This window comes from Cypionkella sp. PAMC25878 (assembly GCF_058135695.1).
Genome location: NZ_CM176871.1, coordinates 599,599 through 616,952, shown reverse-complemented (window position 1 = coordinate 616,952; position 17,354 = coordinate 599,599). Strand labels below are relative to the sequence as shown.

Below are 17,354 nucleotides of genomic sequence, written 5' to 3'. Positions count from 1 at the left end.
CCGCCTATCCGCCGGACCACGCATCACATCGCGTCGTTACATTCATGAACATCGTGCCGCACTACCTGCGCCAGTGGCAGCAGAATCCTGTCCGCGAGCTTCTTGCGGGGGCCGTCGCCACCTTTGCGCTGATCCCCGAGGTGATTGCGTTTTCGTTTACCGCCGGGGTTGATCCTGCGGTGGGGCTTTATGCGTCTTTCGTGATCAGCATTGTCATCGCGTTTTTCGGTGGGCGTCCGGCGATGATTTCAGCGGCGGCAGGGTCGGTTGCGCTGGTCGTGGCCCCCTTGGTCCAAACACATGGCGTGCAGTATCTGTTTGCGGCAGGGCTGCGGGGCGGCGCGTTTCAGATCTTGTTCGGGTTTGCGCGGCTGAGTTCGCTGATGCGCTACGTTTCAAACTCGGTCCGCACCGGGTTTGTCAATGCGCTGGCGATCCTGATCTTTGCGGCGCAGCTGCCGCATATTCTGAATGCGGGGATGATGGGATATGGAGTGATAGCGGCGGGGCTGGCGATTATTTATCTGGCACCCAAGCTGACAACGGCGATCCCTGCGCCGCTGATTTGCGTGGTGGTACTGACGGCGTTGTGCTCAGCGCTGCAGATTGATGTGCCGACGGTGGCCGATCTGGGCAAGTTGCCTTCGGGCTTGCCGGTGTTCGCCCTGCCGGATGTGCCGTTTGACCTTGACCTGTTGCGCATCATCTTCATGCCCGCTTTGGCCATTGCGATGGTCGGCCTTCTGGAATCGCTGATGACGGCGGGCGTGGTGGATGATCAGACCGGCACGCCCTCGAACAAAGACCGTGAGGCGCGCGGGCTGGGGCTGGCGAATGTGGCGGCAAGCCTGTTTGGCGGTATCGCTGGCTGTGGGATGATCGGGCAAACCGTGTCGAATGTGAAATACGGCGGGCGCGGGCGGCTTTCGACTCTGGCGGCGGGCGGGATTTTGCTGCTGCTGATGGTGTCGCTGAAAGGGTTAGTGTCGCAGGTTCCAGTGGCCGTGCTGGTGGCGATCATGATTATGGTGTCGATTGATACGCTGGATTGGGGATCACTGCGGCGGCTACGCCAAAATCCCGGCCTGTCAAATCTGGTGATGCTGGCCACGGTGGCGGTGACGATCGCCAGCCACAATCTATCGCTTGGCGTTCTGGTGGGTGTGCTGATGAGCGGGGTGTTCTTCGCCGCGAAGGTCGCACGGATGCAGCATGTGACGCGGCAGGGCGATCATTATACCGTAGAGGGGCAGTTGTTTTTCGCCTCTGCTGCCGCGTTCATCGACGCGTTTGATCCGCTGGAGCATGAAGGTCCGGTCAGCATTGATCTGAGCCGCGCCAACATCTGGGACATCACGGCCTTGGATGCGGTGGAGAAAGTGCGGGAGCGTTTTGCGCGGCATGGGCTGGCGGTCACGGTGACTGGCGCGTCAGATCATCTACTGGCGAAGGTCTGGAGCAAGCCGCTGCCGCTTTAGGCAGCAAGCTGCGCGCGTTCGGCCTCGGTCAGCAGCGCCACTGCGACCGAAAGCACCAAAGTGGTGGAGTCCTGCGGCGACAGCACCTCTCCTGTTGCACGACGCAGCCAGAGGCCGTCGATCATCGTGCCCAGCGCAAGCGCGATCTGCTTGAAGCGCGCATCTGGCAGCACGTCGCGGAACACCGAGGCGAGGTTGGATTGCAGCCGCGCGTAGAAAATCCGTTGCAGACGGGCATAGCGTTGGTTGGTGGCCGACGCCGCGCAGACCGACAGCCAGGCGTTGGCGATGTTCGTCTCGAACAAACCTTCGGGGAAGTTGCCCGCGATGATCGCCTCCAGCCTACCCCAGCGGGTTGTGGCCTGCGCAAGCCCTGTCGCCACCGCCTCCATCAGCAGCCGATTGTTCAGCCGCACCATCGCGAACAGCACGTCTTCTTTGCCTTTGAAATAGTAGGACAGGATACCGGGCGACATCCCGGCTTCCTCGCAAATCCGCTTGGTGGTCATACCGCCCAAGCCATGCTGCATGAACACGCGATGCGCGGCCTGAATGAGTTCGCGGCGGCGGAGGTCTTCGATACGGGTGCGGAAGGCGATTTTGGTCATGGGTTTTTGTAGCAGATCAAAAAATTGAACGCACATACAAAAATTTATATTGACGTATAAATTTCGCGCGCGCAGGCTTGGAACAGCAAACGGGGGGATGACCATGCGCAAGGTTCTGGCAGGCTTGTTGATGACGGCGATGGCAGCGGGGGCCGCGCAAGCGGGCGAGTCCGAGGCCTGTAAAGCGGTGCGAATGTCCGATCTGGGCTGGACCGACATTGGGCTGACCAATGCGACAGCGGAAACCGTGTTGAAGGCGTTGGGCTATGAGGTGACGCAGAACCTGCTCAGCCTTGATGTGACCTTCGTGTCGATGCAGCGCGGCGATATTGACGTGTTTCAGGGCAACTGGCGGCCTTTCCAAGACGTGCAATACGCGCAGTTCTTCGACGATGGTTCGGTCGAGCGGCTGGGGATGAACCTTGAGGGTGCGAAATACACTTTGGCCGTGCCGAAGTATGTGGCTGACGCGGGTGTGCATAGTTTCAACGATCTGGCCGCTCATGCCGAGCAGTTCGACAAGAAGATTTACGCGATCGAGCCGGGATCGAACCAGCCGCTGTTGGATATGGTCGCGGCCAATACGCATGGTCTGGGCGACTGGACCATCGTGGAAAGCAGCGAGGCCGGGATGCTGGCCGAGGTGGAGCGGTCTGTCGCGCGCAAGGACTGGATCGTTTTCTTGGGCTGGCAGCCGCATCCGATGAATGTGGTCTATCAGATGGATTATCTGGCGGATGGCGATGCGGAATTTGGCCCGAATTTCGGCGGTGCGTCGGTCTTTACCATTGCGCGCAAGGGCTATGCGCAAACCTGCCCGAATGTGACCAAGTTCTTCAGCCAGCTTGCGTTCAACATTGATTATGAAAACGCCGGGATGCAGATGGTGATGGGCGATGGGATGGAGTTTCCGGTCGCCGCCAGTGCGATGATGGCCAAGCACCCCGATATGGTTCAGGCTTGGTTGAAAGATGTCACCACCTTTGACGGCCAGCCCGCCCTGCCTGCGGTGAAGGCCGCTCTGGGTCTGTAAATGGCTCTGATGCGTGCTGCCGTGATGAACGGTTTTGGCCAGCCCTTGCGGCTGGTTGAGGTGCCTATGCCCACCCCCGGCCCCGGCGAAATCCTGATCCGGCTGGAGGCGAGCGGGGTGTGCCATTCCGATGTGCATATCTGGAAGGGTGACACCCAAGCCCCAGTTGCCCCCGATCCGTTCATCCTTGGGCATGAGGGCGTCGGCGCCGTCGCGGCCCTCGGCGCGGGGGTTGAGGGTTGGGTTCTGGGCGAGCGCGCCGGCGCGGCTTGGCTGCATGACACCTGTGGCGTTTGCAATCTGTGCTTGGCGGGCGAGGAAAGTTTCTGCGCTGCCCAGCGCGCGCATGGCTTCAACGTGCCGGGGACGTTTGCGGAATATGTGGTGGCGAAGGCGGCGTTTGCGGTGAAGGTTCCGTCGGGGGATGGCCCTGCCTTGGCCCCGCTGATGTGCGCGGGCTTGACGGCTTATGGCGCGATTGAGCGGGCAAAGCTGGCGCAGGGCGAGACTTGCGCGATCTTTGGCTGTGGCGGTCTTGGCCTGTTCGCGGTGCAACTGGCAGCGAGGCGAGGGGCGACAGTGGTGGCCGTTGATACCGATCCCGCCAAGCTGGACATGGCGCGGCGGATGGGCGCGCATGCCACCGAACTTGCCACCGCCACCCTGCCCGACACTTGGCCCAGCGCCCTGCGCGCCCATGCCACGATCAACTTCGCCCCCACCCCCCGCACTTGGCCCGCGATGCAGGCAGCGACGCGGCCCTTGGGGCGGATCATCGCGGCGGCGATGGTGGCCGAGCCCGTGCCGCTGAGCCAAGAATGGCTGACATGGACCGGCATCACCCTGACCGGCACCAGCGTGGGCACTCGCGCGCAGATGGCGGCGCTGATGCGGTTGCATGAGGCGACCCCGCTGGAAAGCCCGGTTGAGGTGATCCGGCTGCAAGACGCCTCGGACGCCTTGCACGCTTTGGCCGAGGGTCGGGCCAAGATGCGCTATAGCATCGCTTTCCAAGGCTAAGCGCTTGGAGAGCGGGCGGTTTCATTGCTATGCTGCCCGCGCAATGGCAATGAGGGCGACAGGATGCGCATCGACCTGAACTCTGATCTTGGTGAGGGCTACGGCCCTTGGGCGATGGGCGACGATGCCGCAATGCTGACGCTTGTGACCAGCGCCAATATCGCCTGCGGCGGTCACGCCAGCGATCCCGAAACGATGTATCAGACGCTGCGATTGGCGGCCCAGAACGGCGTCATCGTGGGGGCGCATCCGGGCTATAACGATCCGCTTGGCTTTGGCCGCCGGGTGATCCCGATGACCCCGGCAGAGGTGGGGCGGATGGTGGCGGCGCAGATCGGCAGCTTGCAGGCGATGGCCGCATTGGCGGGAACGCAGGTGGCCTATGTCAAACCGCACGGCGCGCTGGCCAATCTGGCCGCCGATGATCGCGCCGTTTCCGATGCGATTGCCGCCGCCGTCAAAGCGATATCGCCCGATCTCGCGCTGCTGGCGATTTCCGGCACCGAGTTGGAACATGCCGCCCGCGCCGCCGGTATCCGCGTGTTCTCCGAGATTTTTGCCGACCGTGGCTATCTGACCAATGGCCGACTTGTGCCGCGCTCAAAACCCGGCGCGATGATTCACGACCCGGAAGCTGCGGTCGCCCGCCTGCTCTCGTTCCTTGAGTCCGGCCTGATGCCCGTGGTCGGTGGCGACCCGATTCTCCTCGCCGCGCAATCCATCTGCGTCCACGGCGACAGCCCCGGCGCGGTCGAGATGGCGCGGCAAATCCGCAGCCGTCTCGGCGCGGCTGGCGTCACCATCGCCGCTTTCCTGTAAGCCATGCAACCCAGCCCAAACGCCCCCATCTTCCGCCCCATCGCCGAACGCGCGGTGCTGGTGGAGTTTGGCACGGTACTCGAGCACGCCGCCCATGATGCCGTCTTGCGCCTTGATCAGGCGCTTGCGGCACAGCCGTTCCCCGGTTTTCGCGAATCCATCCCCGCCTTCGTCAATCTGCTGGTCGAGTTTGACGCCCTGACCACCGATCACTCCACCGCCATCGCCCATCTGCGCGGCCTGCTCACCGCCAAAACCACCGCGCGCCCGCAACCGACGCAGCGCGAGGTTCTGATCTGCTACGATGCCGACCTCGCCCCCGATCTGATAGCCGTCGCCCAGCAAACCGGCCTTTCGCCCGAGGCGGTGATAGACGCGCATCTGTCTGGCGATTACGCGGTGTTCATGTATGGCTTTGCCCCCGGCTACGCCTATCTCGGGGGTGTGCCGGAAGCGATCCGACTGGACCGCAAGCCCGCGCCGCTGCGCAATATCCCGGCGGGATCGGTGATCATCGCGGGGGCGCAATGCTTGGTGACCACGCTGCTGATGCCGACCGGATGGTGGATCATTGGCCGCTCGCCCACCGCGATCCTGACCCATGACCCCGCCCGCCCCTTCCTGTTCGACGTTGGCGATAAAGTGCGATTCCGCCGTATCAGCCGGGCGGAATACGAGGCGGCTCAATGACCGAAGCCACCCTTCGCATCACTTTCGCTGGCCCGCATGTCAGCATCCAAGACGCAGGCCGCCCAGGCCTGATGCGCTACGGCGTCCCCGCCTCTGGCCCAATGGATCGCCAAAGCTTCGCCCTCGCCAATGCGGCTTTGGGCAACCCAGCCAATCACCCCGGCATCGAAATCTCGCTCGGTGGCCTCAGCCTGCATTGCCTGACCGGAGACGTGACTCTCGCGCTTGTCGGTGGCGGGTTCATCGCTGAAACTAAGGCGCGCAAGCTGGGTGCCTGGAACGTGCTGACCCTGCGCGCGGGCGAAACCCTGACCATCCGCCCCGGCCCTTGGGGCGGTTGGAGCTACCTTGCCGTTGCGGGCAAGCTGCAAGCCAAGGCATGGCTGGGCAGCCACGCCACGCATGGTTCCTCCGGGTTCGGGGGTGGCAAGCTGACCACCGGCCAAACTCTGACCATCACGGACCCAGAAACCCACCCCGACCGCGAAGGCCCGGTCCCCTGCCCCGTCTGGGCACGCCCCCGTCATTTGTTGCGCTGCACACTTGGCCCACAGGAGCGCTTCTTTGACGCCGAAACCCTAACCACTTTCACTTCTGCGCGGTTCGAGACGACCGACGCTTTTGACCGCATGGGCCTACGGCTGCGCGGCCCGGCCCTGATCCCCGCCGCGGCGCTTTCGATCCCGTCCGAGCCGATCCTGCGCGGTTCTGTCCAAGTCTCGGGTGATGGCGCCGCAACCGTGCTGCTGTCAGATCACCAAACCACCGGAGGCTATCCGAAGATCGCCACGGTTCTGGCCGATGATCTCAATGCGTTCGTGCAATGCCGCCCGCGCGATGCGGTGATGTTTCAAGCCATCACCCCCGCGCAAGCCATCGCCATCACGCGACAAAACGCCCTTCGCTTTGCCGCGTTTCAGGATCGGCTCCGTCGGGCTTAGATGCCGTGACCGGCCCAAGGCCCGTGTTTGTCGGCGATGCCATCCACCCGCTCAAATCCATGCGCGCCAAAGAAATCGCGCTGGGCTTGGATCATATTGGCGGTCGAGCGCCCGGTGCGCATCATGTCAAACCACGCAAGGCCCGAGGCCAAAGCGGGCAGCGGCAGACCGCTGAGCGCCCCCGCCGCAATCACCTGCCGCAATGCCCCATGCGTTGCCTTCAGATGATCGGCAAAGAACGGCGCCAGCATCAGATTGCGCGCCGTATCCTCGGTCAACGCCGTCGCCATATCGTTCAGCATCGACGAGCGGATGATACAGCCCTCCCGCCACACCCGCGCGATTTCCGGCAAGGGCATCGGCCAATCAAACGCCTTAGACGCCGCCGAGATCAGCGCAAAGCCCTGCGCATAGCACAGGATTTTCCCAGCAATCATTGCCTGTTCCAACTGCGCCAAAGTCACACCAGCACCCGCTTGCGGCGCCGCGCCAAACACCGCTTCGCCCGCCAGCCGTTCCTCCAACCGCGACGACAAATTCCGCGCCATCACCGCCGCTTCAATCGCGGGAATGGTCGCCGCGAGATGCTGCGCCTCAATCACCGTCCAGCGCCCGGTGCCTTTTTGCCCAGCGCGGTCGAGGATCATATCCAACATCGGTTTGCCCGAATGCGTGTCGGTCGCCGCAGCAACTTCGCCCGAAATCTCGATCAGATAGGATTGCAGCGGCCCTTGGTTCCAGGCCTTGAACGTCTCGGCAATCTCTGCCGCAGCCATCCCCAGCCCATCGCGCATCACGCCATAAACCTCGGCGATCATCTGCATATCGGCATATTCAATGCCATTATGCACCGCTTTGACGAAATGCCCCGCCCCGGCTGGCCCCATATAATCGGCGCAGGGCGCGCCCTTATATTTCGCCGCAATCGCGTTAAGCACCGGGGCCACGCGGTCCCAATCCGACCGCAGCCCGCCGCCCATGATCGCCGGACCATGCCGCGCACCTTCCTCGCCACCCGACACACCGATGCCCATGAAATGCGGTCCCTGCACCGCCGCCTCAGCCGAGCGGCGATCGGTGTCGTGGAACAAGGCGTTGCCCGCATCAATGATCAGATCATCCGCCGCCATCAGGGGGCGCAACGCCGCAATCATATCATCCACCGCCTGCCCCGCCGGGACCATCAGAATGATCGCGCGCGGCGGCGCAATCGCGGCCACCAGATCGGCCAAAGTCTCACACGGCGTGATCTTATCCGCCAGCGCCCCCGCCTCAGCCTTAAAGCCATGCGTCACCGCAACGGTGCGGTTCCACACCGCAATCGGAAAGCCTTTTTCTGCGATGTTCAGCGCGAGCATCGCGCCCATGGTGCCAAGGCCGATCAGGCCGATTTGCGATTGGGTCATGGTGTTTGTGCTCCGACGCGGTTCAAGGTGATGGCATATAGGCTGGTGGTGGCGGTGATATAAAGCTGGTGCTTGGCTCGCCCGCCAAAGCAAATATTCGAGACTTTCTCAGGCACAAGGATCTTGCCCATCAAGTGGCCGTCAGGTGCGATGCAATGCACGCCATCGCCCGCCGAGGACCACAGATTACCATCCATGTCGCAGCGGATACCGTCGGCCTTGCCGGGCGCGATGGTGTGGAAGATGCCACGGCTTTTCGGCCGCCCCGACTCCATGGAAAAGCGGCGAATGTGCGTCGGATCGTCCTGATACATCTGGCCCGTATCGGCGACGTACAACAGCGACTCATCCGGGCTGAACGCCAGACCATTCGGGCAGTTGAAATCGGTCAGCACGGCTTCTATCGTTCCATCCGGGTCGATGCGATAGACGTTGCAGGGCAATTCCTGTTCTGCCGCAAAGCCTTCGTAATTCGAGCCGATGCCGTAATGCGGATCGGTGAACCAGATCGAACCATCGGATTTCACCACCACATCATTTGGCGAATTCAAGGACTTGCCTTGATAACTGTCGGCAATCACCGTGATGCTGCCATCCAATTCGGTGCGCGTCACCCGGCGGGTGCCGTGTTCGCAGGACACCAGCCGCCCCTGACGGTCGCGCGTATGGCCGTTGGAATAGTTCGACGGCGCACGATACGTCGAAATCCCCACTCCCGGCGTATAGCGCAGGATTTTATCATTCGGGATATCGGAAAACAGCAAACAGCCAGCATCGCCAAACCACACCGGGCCTTCGACCCAATCAAACCCGGTCGCCAGTTGTTTCAGAGCCGCATTGCCCAGCACAAAGCGGCCAAAGGCTGGGTCTAGGATTTCAAAGCATGACATGAAGCCGCCTCCCCCGCGCAATGTGAGCGATAACATAGCGCAAGGTCAAACCGAAAGGTATCCCGCCGCATACCGCAAAAATAGCCGCCCGTTGCGAAGCGCAGCAAAAAGGGGCACCTTGGTGCAGGCTCCACAGCCGCCATTTGATTTGACACAGGAGATTTTCATGAACTTCGACCAGTTCCTCGGCAGCGGTGCGGTGTTTGCCGCCATCGCGCTGTTTATCATCGTGGCCTTGTTCAAGGCGGTGCGGATCGTGCCGCAAAGCGATAAGTATGTGGTTGAACGTTTGGGTCGCCTGCGCTCGGTTCTCGGGCCAGGCATCAACTTTACCGTGCCGTTTCTGGATCGCGTCGCGCATAAGGTTTCGATCCTGGAGCGTCAGTTGCCCACAGCACATCAAGACGCCATCACCACCGACAACGTGCTGGTCAAGGTCGAAACCTCGGTATTCTACCGGGTGATCGCGCCGGAAAAAACCGTCTACCGGATCAAGGATGTCGATAGCGCGATTGCGACCACGGTTGCGGGCATCGTGCGTTCGGAAATCGGCAAGATGGAACTGGATCAGGTGCAATCCAACCGCAACGAGTTGACCGCGAATATCCGCGAGCATGTGCGTGCAATGGTGGAAGATTGGGGCATCGAAGTGACCCGCGCCGAGATCCTTGATGTGTCGCTGGATGAAGCCACCCGCCACGCCATGATGCAGCAGTTGAACGCCGAACGCGCGCGTCGGGCGCAAGTGACCGAAGCCGAGGGCAAAAAGCGCGCGGTGGAGTTGAACGCCGATGCGGAACTTTACGCCGCCGAACAAGGTGCCAAGGCCCGCCGCGTTTTGGCAGATGCCGAAGCCTACGCGACCGAAGTGATCGCAGGCGCGATCAAGGAAAACGGCATTGAGGCCGCTCAATATCAGGTGGCATTGAAGCAGGTCGAGGCTTTGACCACCGTGGGGCAAGGCGCTGGCAAGCAGATGATCATCGTGCCAGCGCAGGCCTTGGATGCCTTTGGCGATGCGTTCAAGATGTTGAAAGGGCGTGTATAAATGTGGACAGTATGGTGGGTCTGGATCGCTGGTGGCTTTGCCTTGGGTGTGGCCGAGGTGCTGCTGCCCGGCTTCATCTTCCTTGGCTTTGCGCTGGGCGCGGTGCTGACGGGAGTGTTCCTGGGCATCGGTCTGTCGGTGAGCTTACCGCTGACGCTGCTGATCTTTGCCCTGCTGTCGCTGGCGTCGTGGATCGGCCTGCGCGCCACGGTTGGGGTGAAAAAGGGTCAGGTCAAGCTGTGGGACAAAGACATCAATGACAACTGACGCGCGCTGATGGATTTTGTTGGCTGCAAGGTGGCGCTGCTGTGCGGCGACGCCTTGCTGACCTATCTGCGCGACGACAAACCCGGCCTGCCTTGGGCCGCGATGTGGGATCTTCCCGGTGGCGGGCGCGAGGGCGATGAGACGCCCGAAGCCTGCCTTTTGCGCGAGTTGCGCGAGGAGTTTGGGCTAGTTCTGCCACCAGATCGGCTGATCTGGCGCAAGGTTTGGCCCAGCATGATGGACGCGACCCGGCTTTCGGTATTCTTCGCGGGCAGGATCACCGCCGCCGAAATTGCCGCCATCCGCTTTGGCGACGAGGGCCAGTATTGGCGGATGATGCCCGTGGCCGACTACCTTGCCCACCCCCGCGCCATCCCGGAATTGCAGCGCCGCGTCACCGTGGCGCTGATCGATCTTTAGCCAACCTTACACGCCGCCATCACCGCCATGTTCAGAATATCGTTCACCGTCGAGTTGGTGGAGCAAATCTGAATAGGCTTCTTCACCCCGGTCAGAATCGGCCCGATCACCGTCGCCCCCGCCATTTCCTGCATCAGCTTGACCGAGATCGAAGCCGAGTGCCGCGCTGGCACCACCAGAATATTCGCCGGGCCTGACAGGCGACAGAATGGATACTGCGCCATCACCTCAGCGTTCAGCGCGACATCCACCGTCATCTCGCCCTCATACTCAAAATCCACGCCCATCTTATCCAACACCTTGGGGGCCGCGTGCATTTTGGTGGCGCGCTCCGACACCGGATAGCCGAAGGTCGAAAAACTGACAAACGCCACCCGAGGCTCTAGCCCCAGGTTGCGCGCCACCCCGGCGGCCTTCACCGCGATATTGGCCAGATCGACCTCATCCGGCCATTCATGCACCAAGGTATCGGCGATCAGCACTATCCGGCCCTAGTGCAGCAAAGCTGTCACCCCCACCGCGCCATCCGAGGCTTTGGCGTCAAACACATGGTTGATCAACGAAAGCACATGCGCCGATTTGCGCGTGACGCCAGTGATCAGCGCATCGCCATGACCGTGTTGCAGCATTAGCGCCGAGAACACATGCCGATCCCGGCTGGCGAGACGATGCACATCATGACGGTCAAAGCCTTCGCGCTGCGAGCGGGTATATAGAAAATCCTTATAGGCTTCGAGATTTCGGGAATTGGCGGCGTTGACGATTTTCAACTCACGCACCGCATCGCCAAGCCCCGCCGCTTCCAGCTTTTCCTTCACATCGGCCTCGCGGCCTACCACCAAAGCCTTGCCCAAACCGGCGCGCTGATAGGCGACGGCGGCGCGCAAGACACGCGGATCATCGCCCTCGGCAAAGATCATCCGCGCCTGTGCTTGCTTGGCGCGGGCATGGATACCTTGCAGGATCGACGCCGTCGGGTCCATCCGCGCCTTCAGGCTGTGCTCATAAGCCCTCATATCAATGATCGGGCGACGCGCCACGCCAGTATCCATCCCGGCTTTGGCGACCGCAGGCGGGATCACATAGATCAGCCGAGGATCAAACGGCGTCGGGATGATATAATCACGGCCAAACGACAGCTTGCGCCCGTAGGCCATCGCCACCTCATCCGGCACATCTTCGCGCGCCAAAGCCGCCAAAGCGCGGGCGCAGGCGATCTTCATCTCATCGTTGATGGCGCGGGCGTGAATATCCAAAGCGCCGCGGAACAGATAGGGGAAGCCCAGTACGTTATTGACCTGATTGGGATAATCGCTGCGCCCCGTGGCCACAATCGCATCGGCGCGCACTGCATGGGCTTCTTCCGGGGTGATTTCCGGGTCCGGATTCGCCATCGCGAAGATCACCGGATTGTCGGCCATGCTGGCAACCATCGCTTGCGTCACCGCCCCCTTGGCCGAAACGCCAAGAAACACATCCGCCCCCACCATCGCCTCGTCCAGAGTGCGCAGATCGGTGCGCGCGGCATGGGCGGATTTCCACTGGTTCATGCCCTCGGTGCGGCCCTGATAGATCACGCCCTTGGTGTCGCACATGATGCAGTTATCGTGCTTGGCCCCCATCGCCTTCATCAGTTCCAGACAAGCAATCCCCGCCGCGCCTGCGCCATTCAGCACGATGCGCACCTCGCCGATCTTCTTGCCGCTGATTTCCAGCGCATTGATCAGCCCCGCCACGCAGATCACCGCCGTGCCGTGCTGATCATCATGGAACACCGGGATGTCCATGATTTCTTTCAACCTTTGCTCGATGATAAAGCACTCGGGTGCCTTGATATCCTCAAGATTGATGCCGCCAAAGGTCGGGCCCATCAGGCTGACCGCCTTGATGATCTCCTCGGGGTCTTCGGTATCCAGCTCAATGTCGATGGCGTTCACATCGGCAAAGCGCTTGAACAGCACCGCCTTGCCTTCCATCACCGGCTTTGACGCCAAAGCGCCCAGATTGCCCATGCCCAGAATGGCTGTACCATTCGAGATCACCGCCACCATATTGCCCTTGACGGTATAGTCATACGCCGCTGCCGGATTGTCGGCGATCGCCTGCACCGGCACCGCCACACCGGGCGAATACGCCAGCGACAGATCGCGCTGCGTCGCCATCGGGGTTGAGGCGATCACCTCATATTTCCCCGGTCGCGGCTCTAAATGGTAAGCAAGCGCCTCTTCCGGCGTGATTTTCATTCTGGTCATCAGGGGGCCATCCTGCTTGTCTGCAAGTCTGACGGTGATAACGGCGCGAGGCTTGCACGCATAGAGCCTTTCCGTCGTCCCCCCGGTTTTGTAGGGTGACAGGCGATCAGGGGGATGAATGTGAGCGACGACACCGTAACGCCGATGATGGCGCAATATCTGGAAATTAAAGCGCAGAACCCCGGCGCTTTGCTGTTCTACCGTCTGGGCGATTTCTACGAGATGTTTTTCGAGGATGCTGTGGCCGCGGCCGAGGCTTTGGACATCACCTTGACGCAGCGCGGCTTTCACAATGGCAAGCCGATTGCTTTGTGTGGTGTGCCCTATCATGCCGCCGAGGGCTATCTGCTGACGCTGATCCGCAAGGGCTTTCGGGTGGCGATTGCCGAACAGATGGAAGACCCCGCCGAAGCAAAAAAGCGCGGCGCGAAATCCGTGGTGAAGCGCGATGTGGTGCGGTTGGTGACGCCCGGCACCTTGACCGAAGATTCGCTGCTGGAGGCCCGGCGGCACAATTATCTGGTGGCCTTCGCCGAAGTCCGCGAGGAAAGCGCTCTGGCATGGGTAGATATTTCTACCGGCGAAGTGCGGGTGATGCCCTGTTCCGAAGTGCGGCTTGGGCCGGAACTGGCGCGACTGGCACCGCGTGAGGTGCTGGTGTCCGAGACCAGAGAGCGTGATTTGGCTTTGATCGTGACTGAAACGGGGGCAGCGCTCACCGCCCTATCACGCGGCAGTTTCGATTCCACCAGCTCGGAACAGCGGTTGTGCAAGCTGTGGAACGTCGGATCCCTCGACGCGTTCGGCGCGTTCGGACGGGCTGAAGTGTCAGCAATAGGCGCGCTGGTCGATTACCTCGACCTGACACAACGCGGCAAACTGCCCCTGCTGCGCCCGCCCCTGCGCGAAAATGCCAATGGCGCGATGCAGATTGACGCTTCAACCCGACGCAACTTGGAAATCAGCCAAGCCTTGTCGGGTGGGCGCGAGGGGTCGCTGCTGGCCGCTGTGGATCGCACCGCCACCGCAGCAGGCGCGCGGCTGTTGGAGCGTCGGATTTCCAGCCCCTCGCGTGATCTGGGCGTGATTCACCTGCGGCTGGAATCGGTGCGATTTCTGCTAGAACAGAGCCGTTTACGCGAAGACCTCCGCGTCGATCTGCGCCGTGTGCCGGATATCGACCGCGCGTTGTCGCGGTTGGCATTGGAGCGTGGTGGGCCACGGGATTTAGCCGCGATTCGAGCCGGGCTGACGCAAGCCGAAAGCATCGCTGCGCGCCTTGTGGATGTACCGCCGCTGCTGGCTGATGCGGCGAAAGTATTGGTGGGGCATGGCGCGCTGATCGACCTGCTGGATGAAGCGCTGATCGCCGAACCGCCATTGATGGCGCGCGATGGCGGCTATATCGCGGCTGGGTTTGACCCCGATCTGGATGAGACGCGCCGTCTGCGCGACGAGGGGCGCGGCGTGATCGCGCAGATGCAGGCGGAATATATCGCGCTGTCTGGCGTGCAAAGCCTGAAGATCAAGCACAACAACGTGCTGGGGTATTTTATTGAAACCACTGCCCTGCACGCGGAAAAAATGCATGCGGCTCCGCTGTCAGAAACCTTCATCCACCGCCAAACCACTGCCAATCAGGTGCGATTCACCACTCTGCCATTGAATGAAATTGAGACCAAGATCCTCAACGCGGGCAATCGCGCCTTGGAGATCGAAAAGCGGCACTATGAGGCGCTTAGAGCCGCAATTTTGGATCAATCTGGCCCGATTGGAGCCGCCGCGCGCGGGTTGGCCGAGATTGATTTAAGCGGCGCTTTTGCGGATTTGGCGGCGGCGGAAAACTGGGCGGAGCCGCGCGTCGATAACAGTCACGCCTTCATCGTGACCGGTGGGCGGCATCCGGTGGTAGAACGCGCGCTGCGCAGGCAGGGCGGCGGGGCATTTGTCGCCAATGACTGCGCTTTGACGGAAGCCACAACGCCGGCGATCTGGCTTTTGACCGGGCCGAACATGGCGGGTAAATCGACCTTTCTGCGGCAGAACGCGTTGATTGCGCTGCTGGCGCAGGCGGGCAGCTTTGTGCCTGCGACTGCGGCGCATATTGGGCTGGTCAGCCAGTTGTTCAGCCGGGTGGGGGCTTCGGATGATTTGGCGCGCGGACGATCCACCTTCATGGTCGAGATGGTCGAAACCGCCGCGATTTTGAACCAAGCCGATGATCGGGCTTTGGTTATTTTGGATGAGATCGGGCGCGGCACGGCAACCTATGACGGGCTGTCGATCGCTTGGGCGACGATGGAGCATCTGCACGAAACCAACCGCTGCCGCGCGCTGTTCGCCACGCATTATCATGAGATGACCGCGCTTTCCGGAAAGTTGGCGGGGGTGGAGAATGCCACTGTCACCGTCAAGGAATGGGACGGCGAGGTAATTTTCCTGCACGAGGTCAAGAAAGGTGCGGCGGATCGCTCTTACGGCGTGCAGGTGGCACGGTTGGCAGGGCTGCCTGCCACTGTGATCGAACGGGCAAAGGTGGTGCTGGAGGCGCTGGAATCCGGAGAGCGCGAGGGCGGTTCGCGGCAAAAGGCGTTGATTGATGATCTGCCGCTGTTCCGGGCGATGCCCGCGCCTGCACCGAAAGCCATTGTGAAGGAGTCTCGGCTGGAAGCAACGCTGAAAAGCGTGCTGCCGGACGAGTTGACGCCCATGCAGGCGCTGCGTTTGGTCTACGATCTAAAGGAAATGCTGAAACCTTGAGCTTGGTCTTGGCAAAATGCTCCAAGGGAGGAACGGAGGGTGTGAAACCCTCCGGGAGCCGTCAAGGAACTTAACCTTGGGTATTCGAGGACACACCGACCTGTGCCGGACGCAGAAGGCGGTCATGCAGCATGAAGCCGACGCCCATGACCTGGATGATCTGGCCAGCTTTGGTGCCTGGCAGCGGCGCTTCGAACATCGCCTGATGCTGCTGCGGATCGAAGGTGTCGCCGATTGCGGGGTTAACTTCATCCACACCGTGCTTTTTCAGCACATTGGTCAGTTCGCGCAGGGTTAGTTCCAGCCCCTCAATCAAAGCTCCGGCCTGCGCGCGGGTTTCCTCGGTTGCAGCGTCCAGCGCGCGCTTGAGGTTGTCGTAAACCGCCAACATGTCGCGGGCGAGTTTCGAGCCGCCGTATTGCTCGGCCTCGCGGCGATCGCGCTCGCCGCGCTTGCGGGCGTTTTCGGCATCGGCCAGCGCGCGCATGAAGCGGTCGCGCATGTCGTCACGCTCGGCGCGCAGGGCGTCGAGTTCTTCGGCTGCGACATAATCTTCGAGCCCCGCCAGATCGTCAGCCTCTGGGGCGGTGTTTTCCTGCGCCATTTTCGTCTTCCTTACATTCGTTCCGTCTTTGGCCATGCCTTAGCCCGAACCGCGTTCGGACAAAAGCCTGCCGACCAGTTGGGCAGTGTAATCGACGATTGGAACAATCCGGCCATAGTTCAGCCGGGTCGGTCCAATCACGCCCACCGCGCCAATGATCTTGCGATCAGCGTTCATATAGGGAGAGACCACCAGAGAGGAACCCGAAAGTGAAAAGAGTTTGTTCTCGGAGCCAATAAAAATGCGCACACCTTCGCCAGTTTCGGCCAGTTCGAGGAAATCGGCGATATCCCGCTTGCGTTCAAGGTCATCGAACAGCACACGGACGCGGTCGATATCTTGGGATTCGGCTGAATTCTCGATCAGGTTGGAGCGGCCCCGCACGATCAGGCGCTCGGAATGCTCATCCGAATTGTCCCAAAGCGCAATGCCGCTCTCCACCAAGGCACGGGCGAGCGAATCAATCTCCTGTCGGCGTTTGGCGATATCTTGGCCAATGCTGCGGCGGAGTTCCGAGAGGGTTTTGCCCTCGGCCAACGCGTTGAGGAAATTCGCGGCCTCACGCATTGACGACGGGGTTTGGCCGGGCGGCGGGGTGAAGACGCGGTTTTCGACATGGCCGTTGGCGAAGACCAGCACCACCAGGGCGCGTTCGGCGGCAAGGCTGACAAATTCGATATGGCGGATCGGCGCCTCGGCTTTGGGCGCAAGCACGACGGACGCGCCCTTGGTGATACCCGACAGTGTGCCGCCGATATGGTCGAGCAGGCTGGTGATATCCGGCTCGTTGCTGGCGGAGGCGGTGTCAATCAGCTGGCGGTCTTCGGCAGCCAGCGTGCCGACTTCCAGCAGGCCATCGACGAACATCCGCAGGCCAAGTTGGGTCGGGATGCGGCCTGCCGAAATATGCGGGCTGTCGAGCAGACCGAGAAATTCAAGATCCTGCATGACGTTGCGGATGGTTGCGGCAGACAGCCGCTCTGTCATGCTGCGCGTCAGGGTGCGTGAGCCGACCGGATCGCCTGAGGCCAAGTAGCCTTCGACGACGCGGCGGAACACCTCGCGCGAGCGCTCGTTCATCTCGGTGAGGATCTTGCTGCCGTCGGTCATGTTGCATT

Annotated in this window: 15 protein-coding genes, 1 pseudogene and 1 other annotated feature (1 of these 17 running past the window's edge); of the genes and pseudogenes, 10 read left to right on the top strand and 6 right to left on the bottom strand. The window is 61.6% G+C overall.

The genetic code is table 11. The features are described from left to right. Positions 1-21 (top strand) — a sequence feature (sul1 is cis-regulatory element that is thought to sense ions involved in sulfur or methionine metabolism; They are found in Alphaproteobacteria); it begins 35 nt to the left of the window's first position. A 23-nt stretch (positions 22-44) separates the two neighbouring features. Further along, a complete protein-coding gene (locus tag ACS5RD_RS02875; RefSeq protein ID WP_489929906.1) occupies positions 45-1,478 on the top strand; it encodes a SulP family inorganic anion transporter in 1,434 nt (477 codons plus the stop codon). Here ACS5RD_RS02875 and betI read toward each other — a convergent pair. Beyond that, positions 1,475-2,086 (bottom strand): transcriptional regulator BetI, encoded by a 612-nt coding sequence (betI, locus tag ACS5RD_RS02870; protein WP_489929905.1) that lies wholly within the window; start codon positions 2,084-2,086, stop codon positions 1,475-1,477. The genes ACS5RD_RS02875 and betI overlap by 4 nt on opposite strands. A 103-nt stretch (positions 2,087-2,189) precedes the next feature. Between betI and choX the strand changes: the two genes are divergently transcribed. From choX to ACS5RD_RS02845, 5 genes are all read left to right on the top strand, one after another. Next, the gene (gene choX / locus ACS5RD_RS02865) at positions 2,190-3,119 is read left to right on the top strand and encodes a choline ABC transporter substrate-binding protein (protein ID WP_489929904.1); all 930 of its coding nucleotides are present in this window, start codon (positions 2,190-2,192) and stop codon (positions 3,117-3,119) included. Further along, a complete protein-coding gene (locus ACS5RD_RS02860) occupies positions 3,120-4,139 on the top strand; it encodes an alcohol dehydrogenase catalytic domain-containing protein (protein WP_489929903.1) in 1,020 nt (339 codons plus the stop codon). A 63-nt stretch (positions 4,140-4,202) separates the two neighbouring features. Beyond that, complete coding sequence (locus tag ACS5RD_RS02855) at positions 4,203-4,958, top strand: LamB/YcsF family protein (protein WP_489929902.1); 756 nt, start codon at positions 4,203-4,205, stop codon at positions 4,956-4,958. A 3-nt stretch (positions 4,959-4,961) separates the two neighbouring features. Further along, entirely contained in the window at positions 4,962-5,648 is a 687-nt protein-coding gene (locus tag ACS5RD_RS02850) for a 5-oxoprolinase subunit B family protein (RefSeq protein ID WP_489929901.1), read from the top strand. Next, positions 5,645-6,589, top strand: coding sequence for a 5-oxoprolinase subunit C family protein (locus tag ACS5RD_RS02845; protein WP_489929900.1), 945 nt, complete (start codon positions 5,645-5,647; stop codon positions 6,587-6,589). The genes ACS5RD_RS02850 and ACS5RD_RS02845 overlap by 4 nt, the downstream gene beginning before the upstream one ends. On the opposite strand, the gene gndA is transcribed toward ACS5RD_RS02845, so the two are convergent. Both gndA and ACS5RD_RS02835 read right to left on the bottom strand, forming a co-directional pair. Continuing rightward, positions 6,586-7,995, bottom strand: a complete 1,410-nt coding sequence (gene gndA / locus ACS5RD_RS02840) for an NADP-dependent phosphogluconate dehydrogenase (RefSeq protein WP_489929899.1) — start codon at positions 7,993-7,995, stop codon at positions 6,586-6,588. The two genes, ACS5RD_RS02845 and gndA, sit on opposite strands and share 4 nt — an antisense overlap. After that, positions 7,992-8,885 carry an SMP-30/gluconolactonase/LRE family protein gene (locus tag ACS5RD_RS02835; RefSeq protein ID WP_489929898.1) on the bottom strand — a complete coding sequence of 298 codons (894 nt, stop codon included), beginning with the start codon at positions 8,883-8,885 and terminating at the stop codon, positions 7,992-7,994. The genes gndA and ACS5RD_RS02835 overlap by 4 nt, the downstream gene beginning before the upstream one ends. A gap of 166 nt (positions 8,886-9,051) precedes the next feature. Between ACS5RD_RS02835 and ACS5RD_RS02830 the strand changes: the two genes are divergently transcribed. Genes ACS5RD_RS02830 through ACS5RD_RS02820 form a run of 3 tightly spaced genes read left to right on the top strand, consistent with a single transcriptional unit; the run spans position 9,052 to position 10,620 of the window. Further along, positions 9,052-9,933, top strand: coding sequence for an SPFH domain-containing protein (locus ACS5RD_RS02830; RefSeq protein ID WP_054006845.1), 882 nt, complete (start codon positions 9,052-9,054; stop codon positions 9,931-9,933). Then, on the top strand, positions 9,934-10,200 hold the full coding sequence (locus ACS5RD_RS02825; protein WP_054006731.1) for an NfeD family protein: 267 nt from the start codon (positions 9,934-9,936) through the stop codon (positions 10,198-10,200). A gap of 9 nt (positions 10,201-10,209) precedes the next feature. Continuing rightward, the gene (locus ACS5RD_RS02820) at positions 10,210-10,620 is read left to right on the top strand and encodes an NUDIX hydrolase (RefSeq protein WP_489929897.1); all 411 of its coding nucleotides are present in this window, start codon (positions 10,210-10,212) and stop codon (positions 10,618-10,620) included. Here ACS5RD_RS02820 and ACS5RD_RS02815 read toward each other — a convergent pair. Beyond that, positions 10,617-12,872, bottom strand: a pseudogene (locus ACS5RD_RS02815) (NADP-dependent malic enzyme). The gene ACS5RD_RS02820 and the pseudogene ACS5RD_RS02815 sit on opposite strands and share 4 nt — an antisense overlap. 114 nt (positions 12,873-12,986) lie before the next feature. Here ACS5RD_RS02815 and mutS point away from each other — a divergent pair. Beyond that, positions 12,987-15,632 carry a DNA mismatch repair protein MutS gene (mutS, locus tag ACS5RD_RS02810; protein ID WP_489929896.1) on the top strand — a complete coding sequence of 882 codons (2,646 nt, stop codon included), beginning with the start codon at positions 12,987-12,989 and terminating at the stop codon, positions 15,630-15,632. A gap of 70 nt (positions 15,633-15,702) precedes the next feature. On the opposite strand, the gene ACS5RD_RS02805 is transcribed toward mutS, so the two are convergent. Continuing rightward, positions 15,703-16,236: a nucleotide exchange factor GrpE gene (locus tag ACS5RD_RS02805; RefSeq protein ID WP_054006735.1), complete on the bottom strand. Its 534-nt coding sequence runs from the start codon at positions 16,234-16,236 to the stop codon at positions 15,703-15,705. 39 nt (positions 16,237-16,275) lie between these two features. Continuing rightward, entirely contained in the window at positions 16,276-17,346 is a 1,071-nt protein-coding gene (hrcA, locus tag ACS5RD_RS02800; RefSeq protein ID WP_489929895.1) for a heat-inducible transcriptional repressor HrcA, read from the bottom strand. Positions 17,347-17,354: the final 8 nt, after the last annotated feature.

Coding starts and splice junctions, on each gene's coding strand:
- ACS5RD_RS02875 (WP_489929906.1), top strand. CDS start 45: ATGAACATCGTGCCGCACTACCTGCGCCAGTGGCAGCAGAATCCTGTC.
- betI (WP_489929905.1), bottom strand. CDS start 2,086: ATGACCAAAATCGCCTTCCGCACCCGTATCGAAGACCTCCGCCGCCGC.
- choX (WP_489929904.1), top strand. CDS start 2,190: ATGCGCAAGGTTCTGGCAGGCTTGTTGATGACGGCGATGGCAGCGGGG.
- ACS5RD_RS02860 (WP_489929903.1), top strand. CDS start 3,120: ATGGCTCTGATGCGTGCTGCCGTGATGAACGGTTTTGGCCAGCCCTTG.
- ACS5RD_RS02855 (WP_489929902.1), top strand. CDS start 4,203: ATGCGCATCGACCTGAACTCTGATCTTGGTGAGGGCTACGGCCCTTGG.
- ACS5RD_RS02850 (WP_489929901.1), top strand. CDS start 4,962: ATGCAACCCAGCCCAAACGCCCCCATCTTCCGCCCCATCGCCGAACGC.
- ACS5RD_RS02845 (WP_489929900.1), top strand. CDS start 5,645: ATGACCGAAGCCACCCTTCGCATCACTTTCGCTGGCCCGCATGTCAGC.
- gndA (WP_489929899.1), bottom strand. CDS start 7,995: ATGACCCAATCGCAAATCGGCCTGATCGGCCTTGGCACCATGGGCGCG.
- ACS5RD_RS02835 (WP_489929898.1), bottom strand. CDS start 8,885: ATGTCATGCTTTGAAATCCTAGACCCAGCCTTTGGCCGCTTTGTGCTG.
- ACS5RD_RS02830 (WP_054006845.1), top strand. CDS start 9,052: ATGAACTTCGACCAGTTCCTCGGCAGCGGTGCGGTGTTTGCCGCCATC.
- ACS5RD_RS02825 (WP_054006731.1), top strand. CDS start 9,934: ATGTGGACAGTATGGTGGGTCTGGATCGCTGGTGGCTTTGCCTTGGGT.
- ACS5RD_RS02820 (WP_489929897.1), top strand. CDS start 10,210: ATGGATTTTGTTGGCTGCAAGGTGGCGCTGCTGTGCGGCGACGCCTTG.
- mutS (WP_489929896.1), top strand. CDS start 12,987: ATGAATGTGAGCGACGACACCGTAACGCCGATGATGGCGCAATATCTG.
- ACS5RD_RS02805 (WP_054006735.1), bottom strand. CDS start 16,236: ATGGCGCAGGAAAACACCGCCCCAGAGGCTGACGATCTGGCGGGGCTC.
- hrcA (WP_489929895.1), bottom strand. CDS start 17,346: ATGACCGACGGCAGCAAGATCCTCACCGAGATGAACGAGCGCTCGCGC.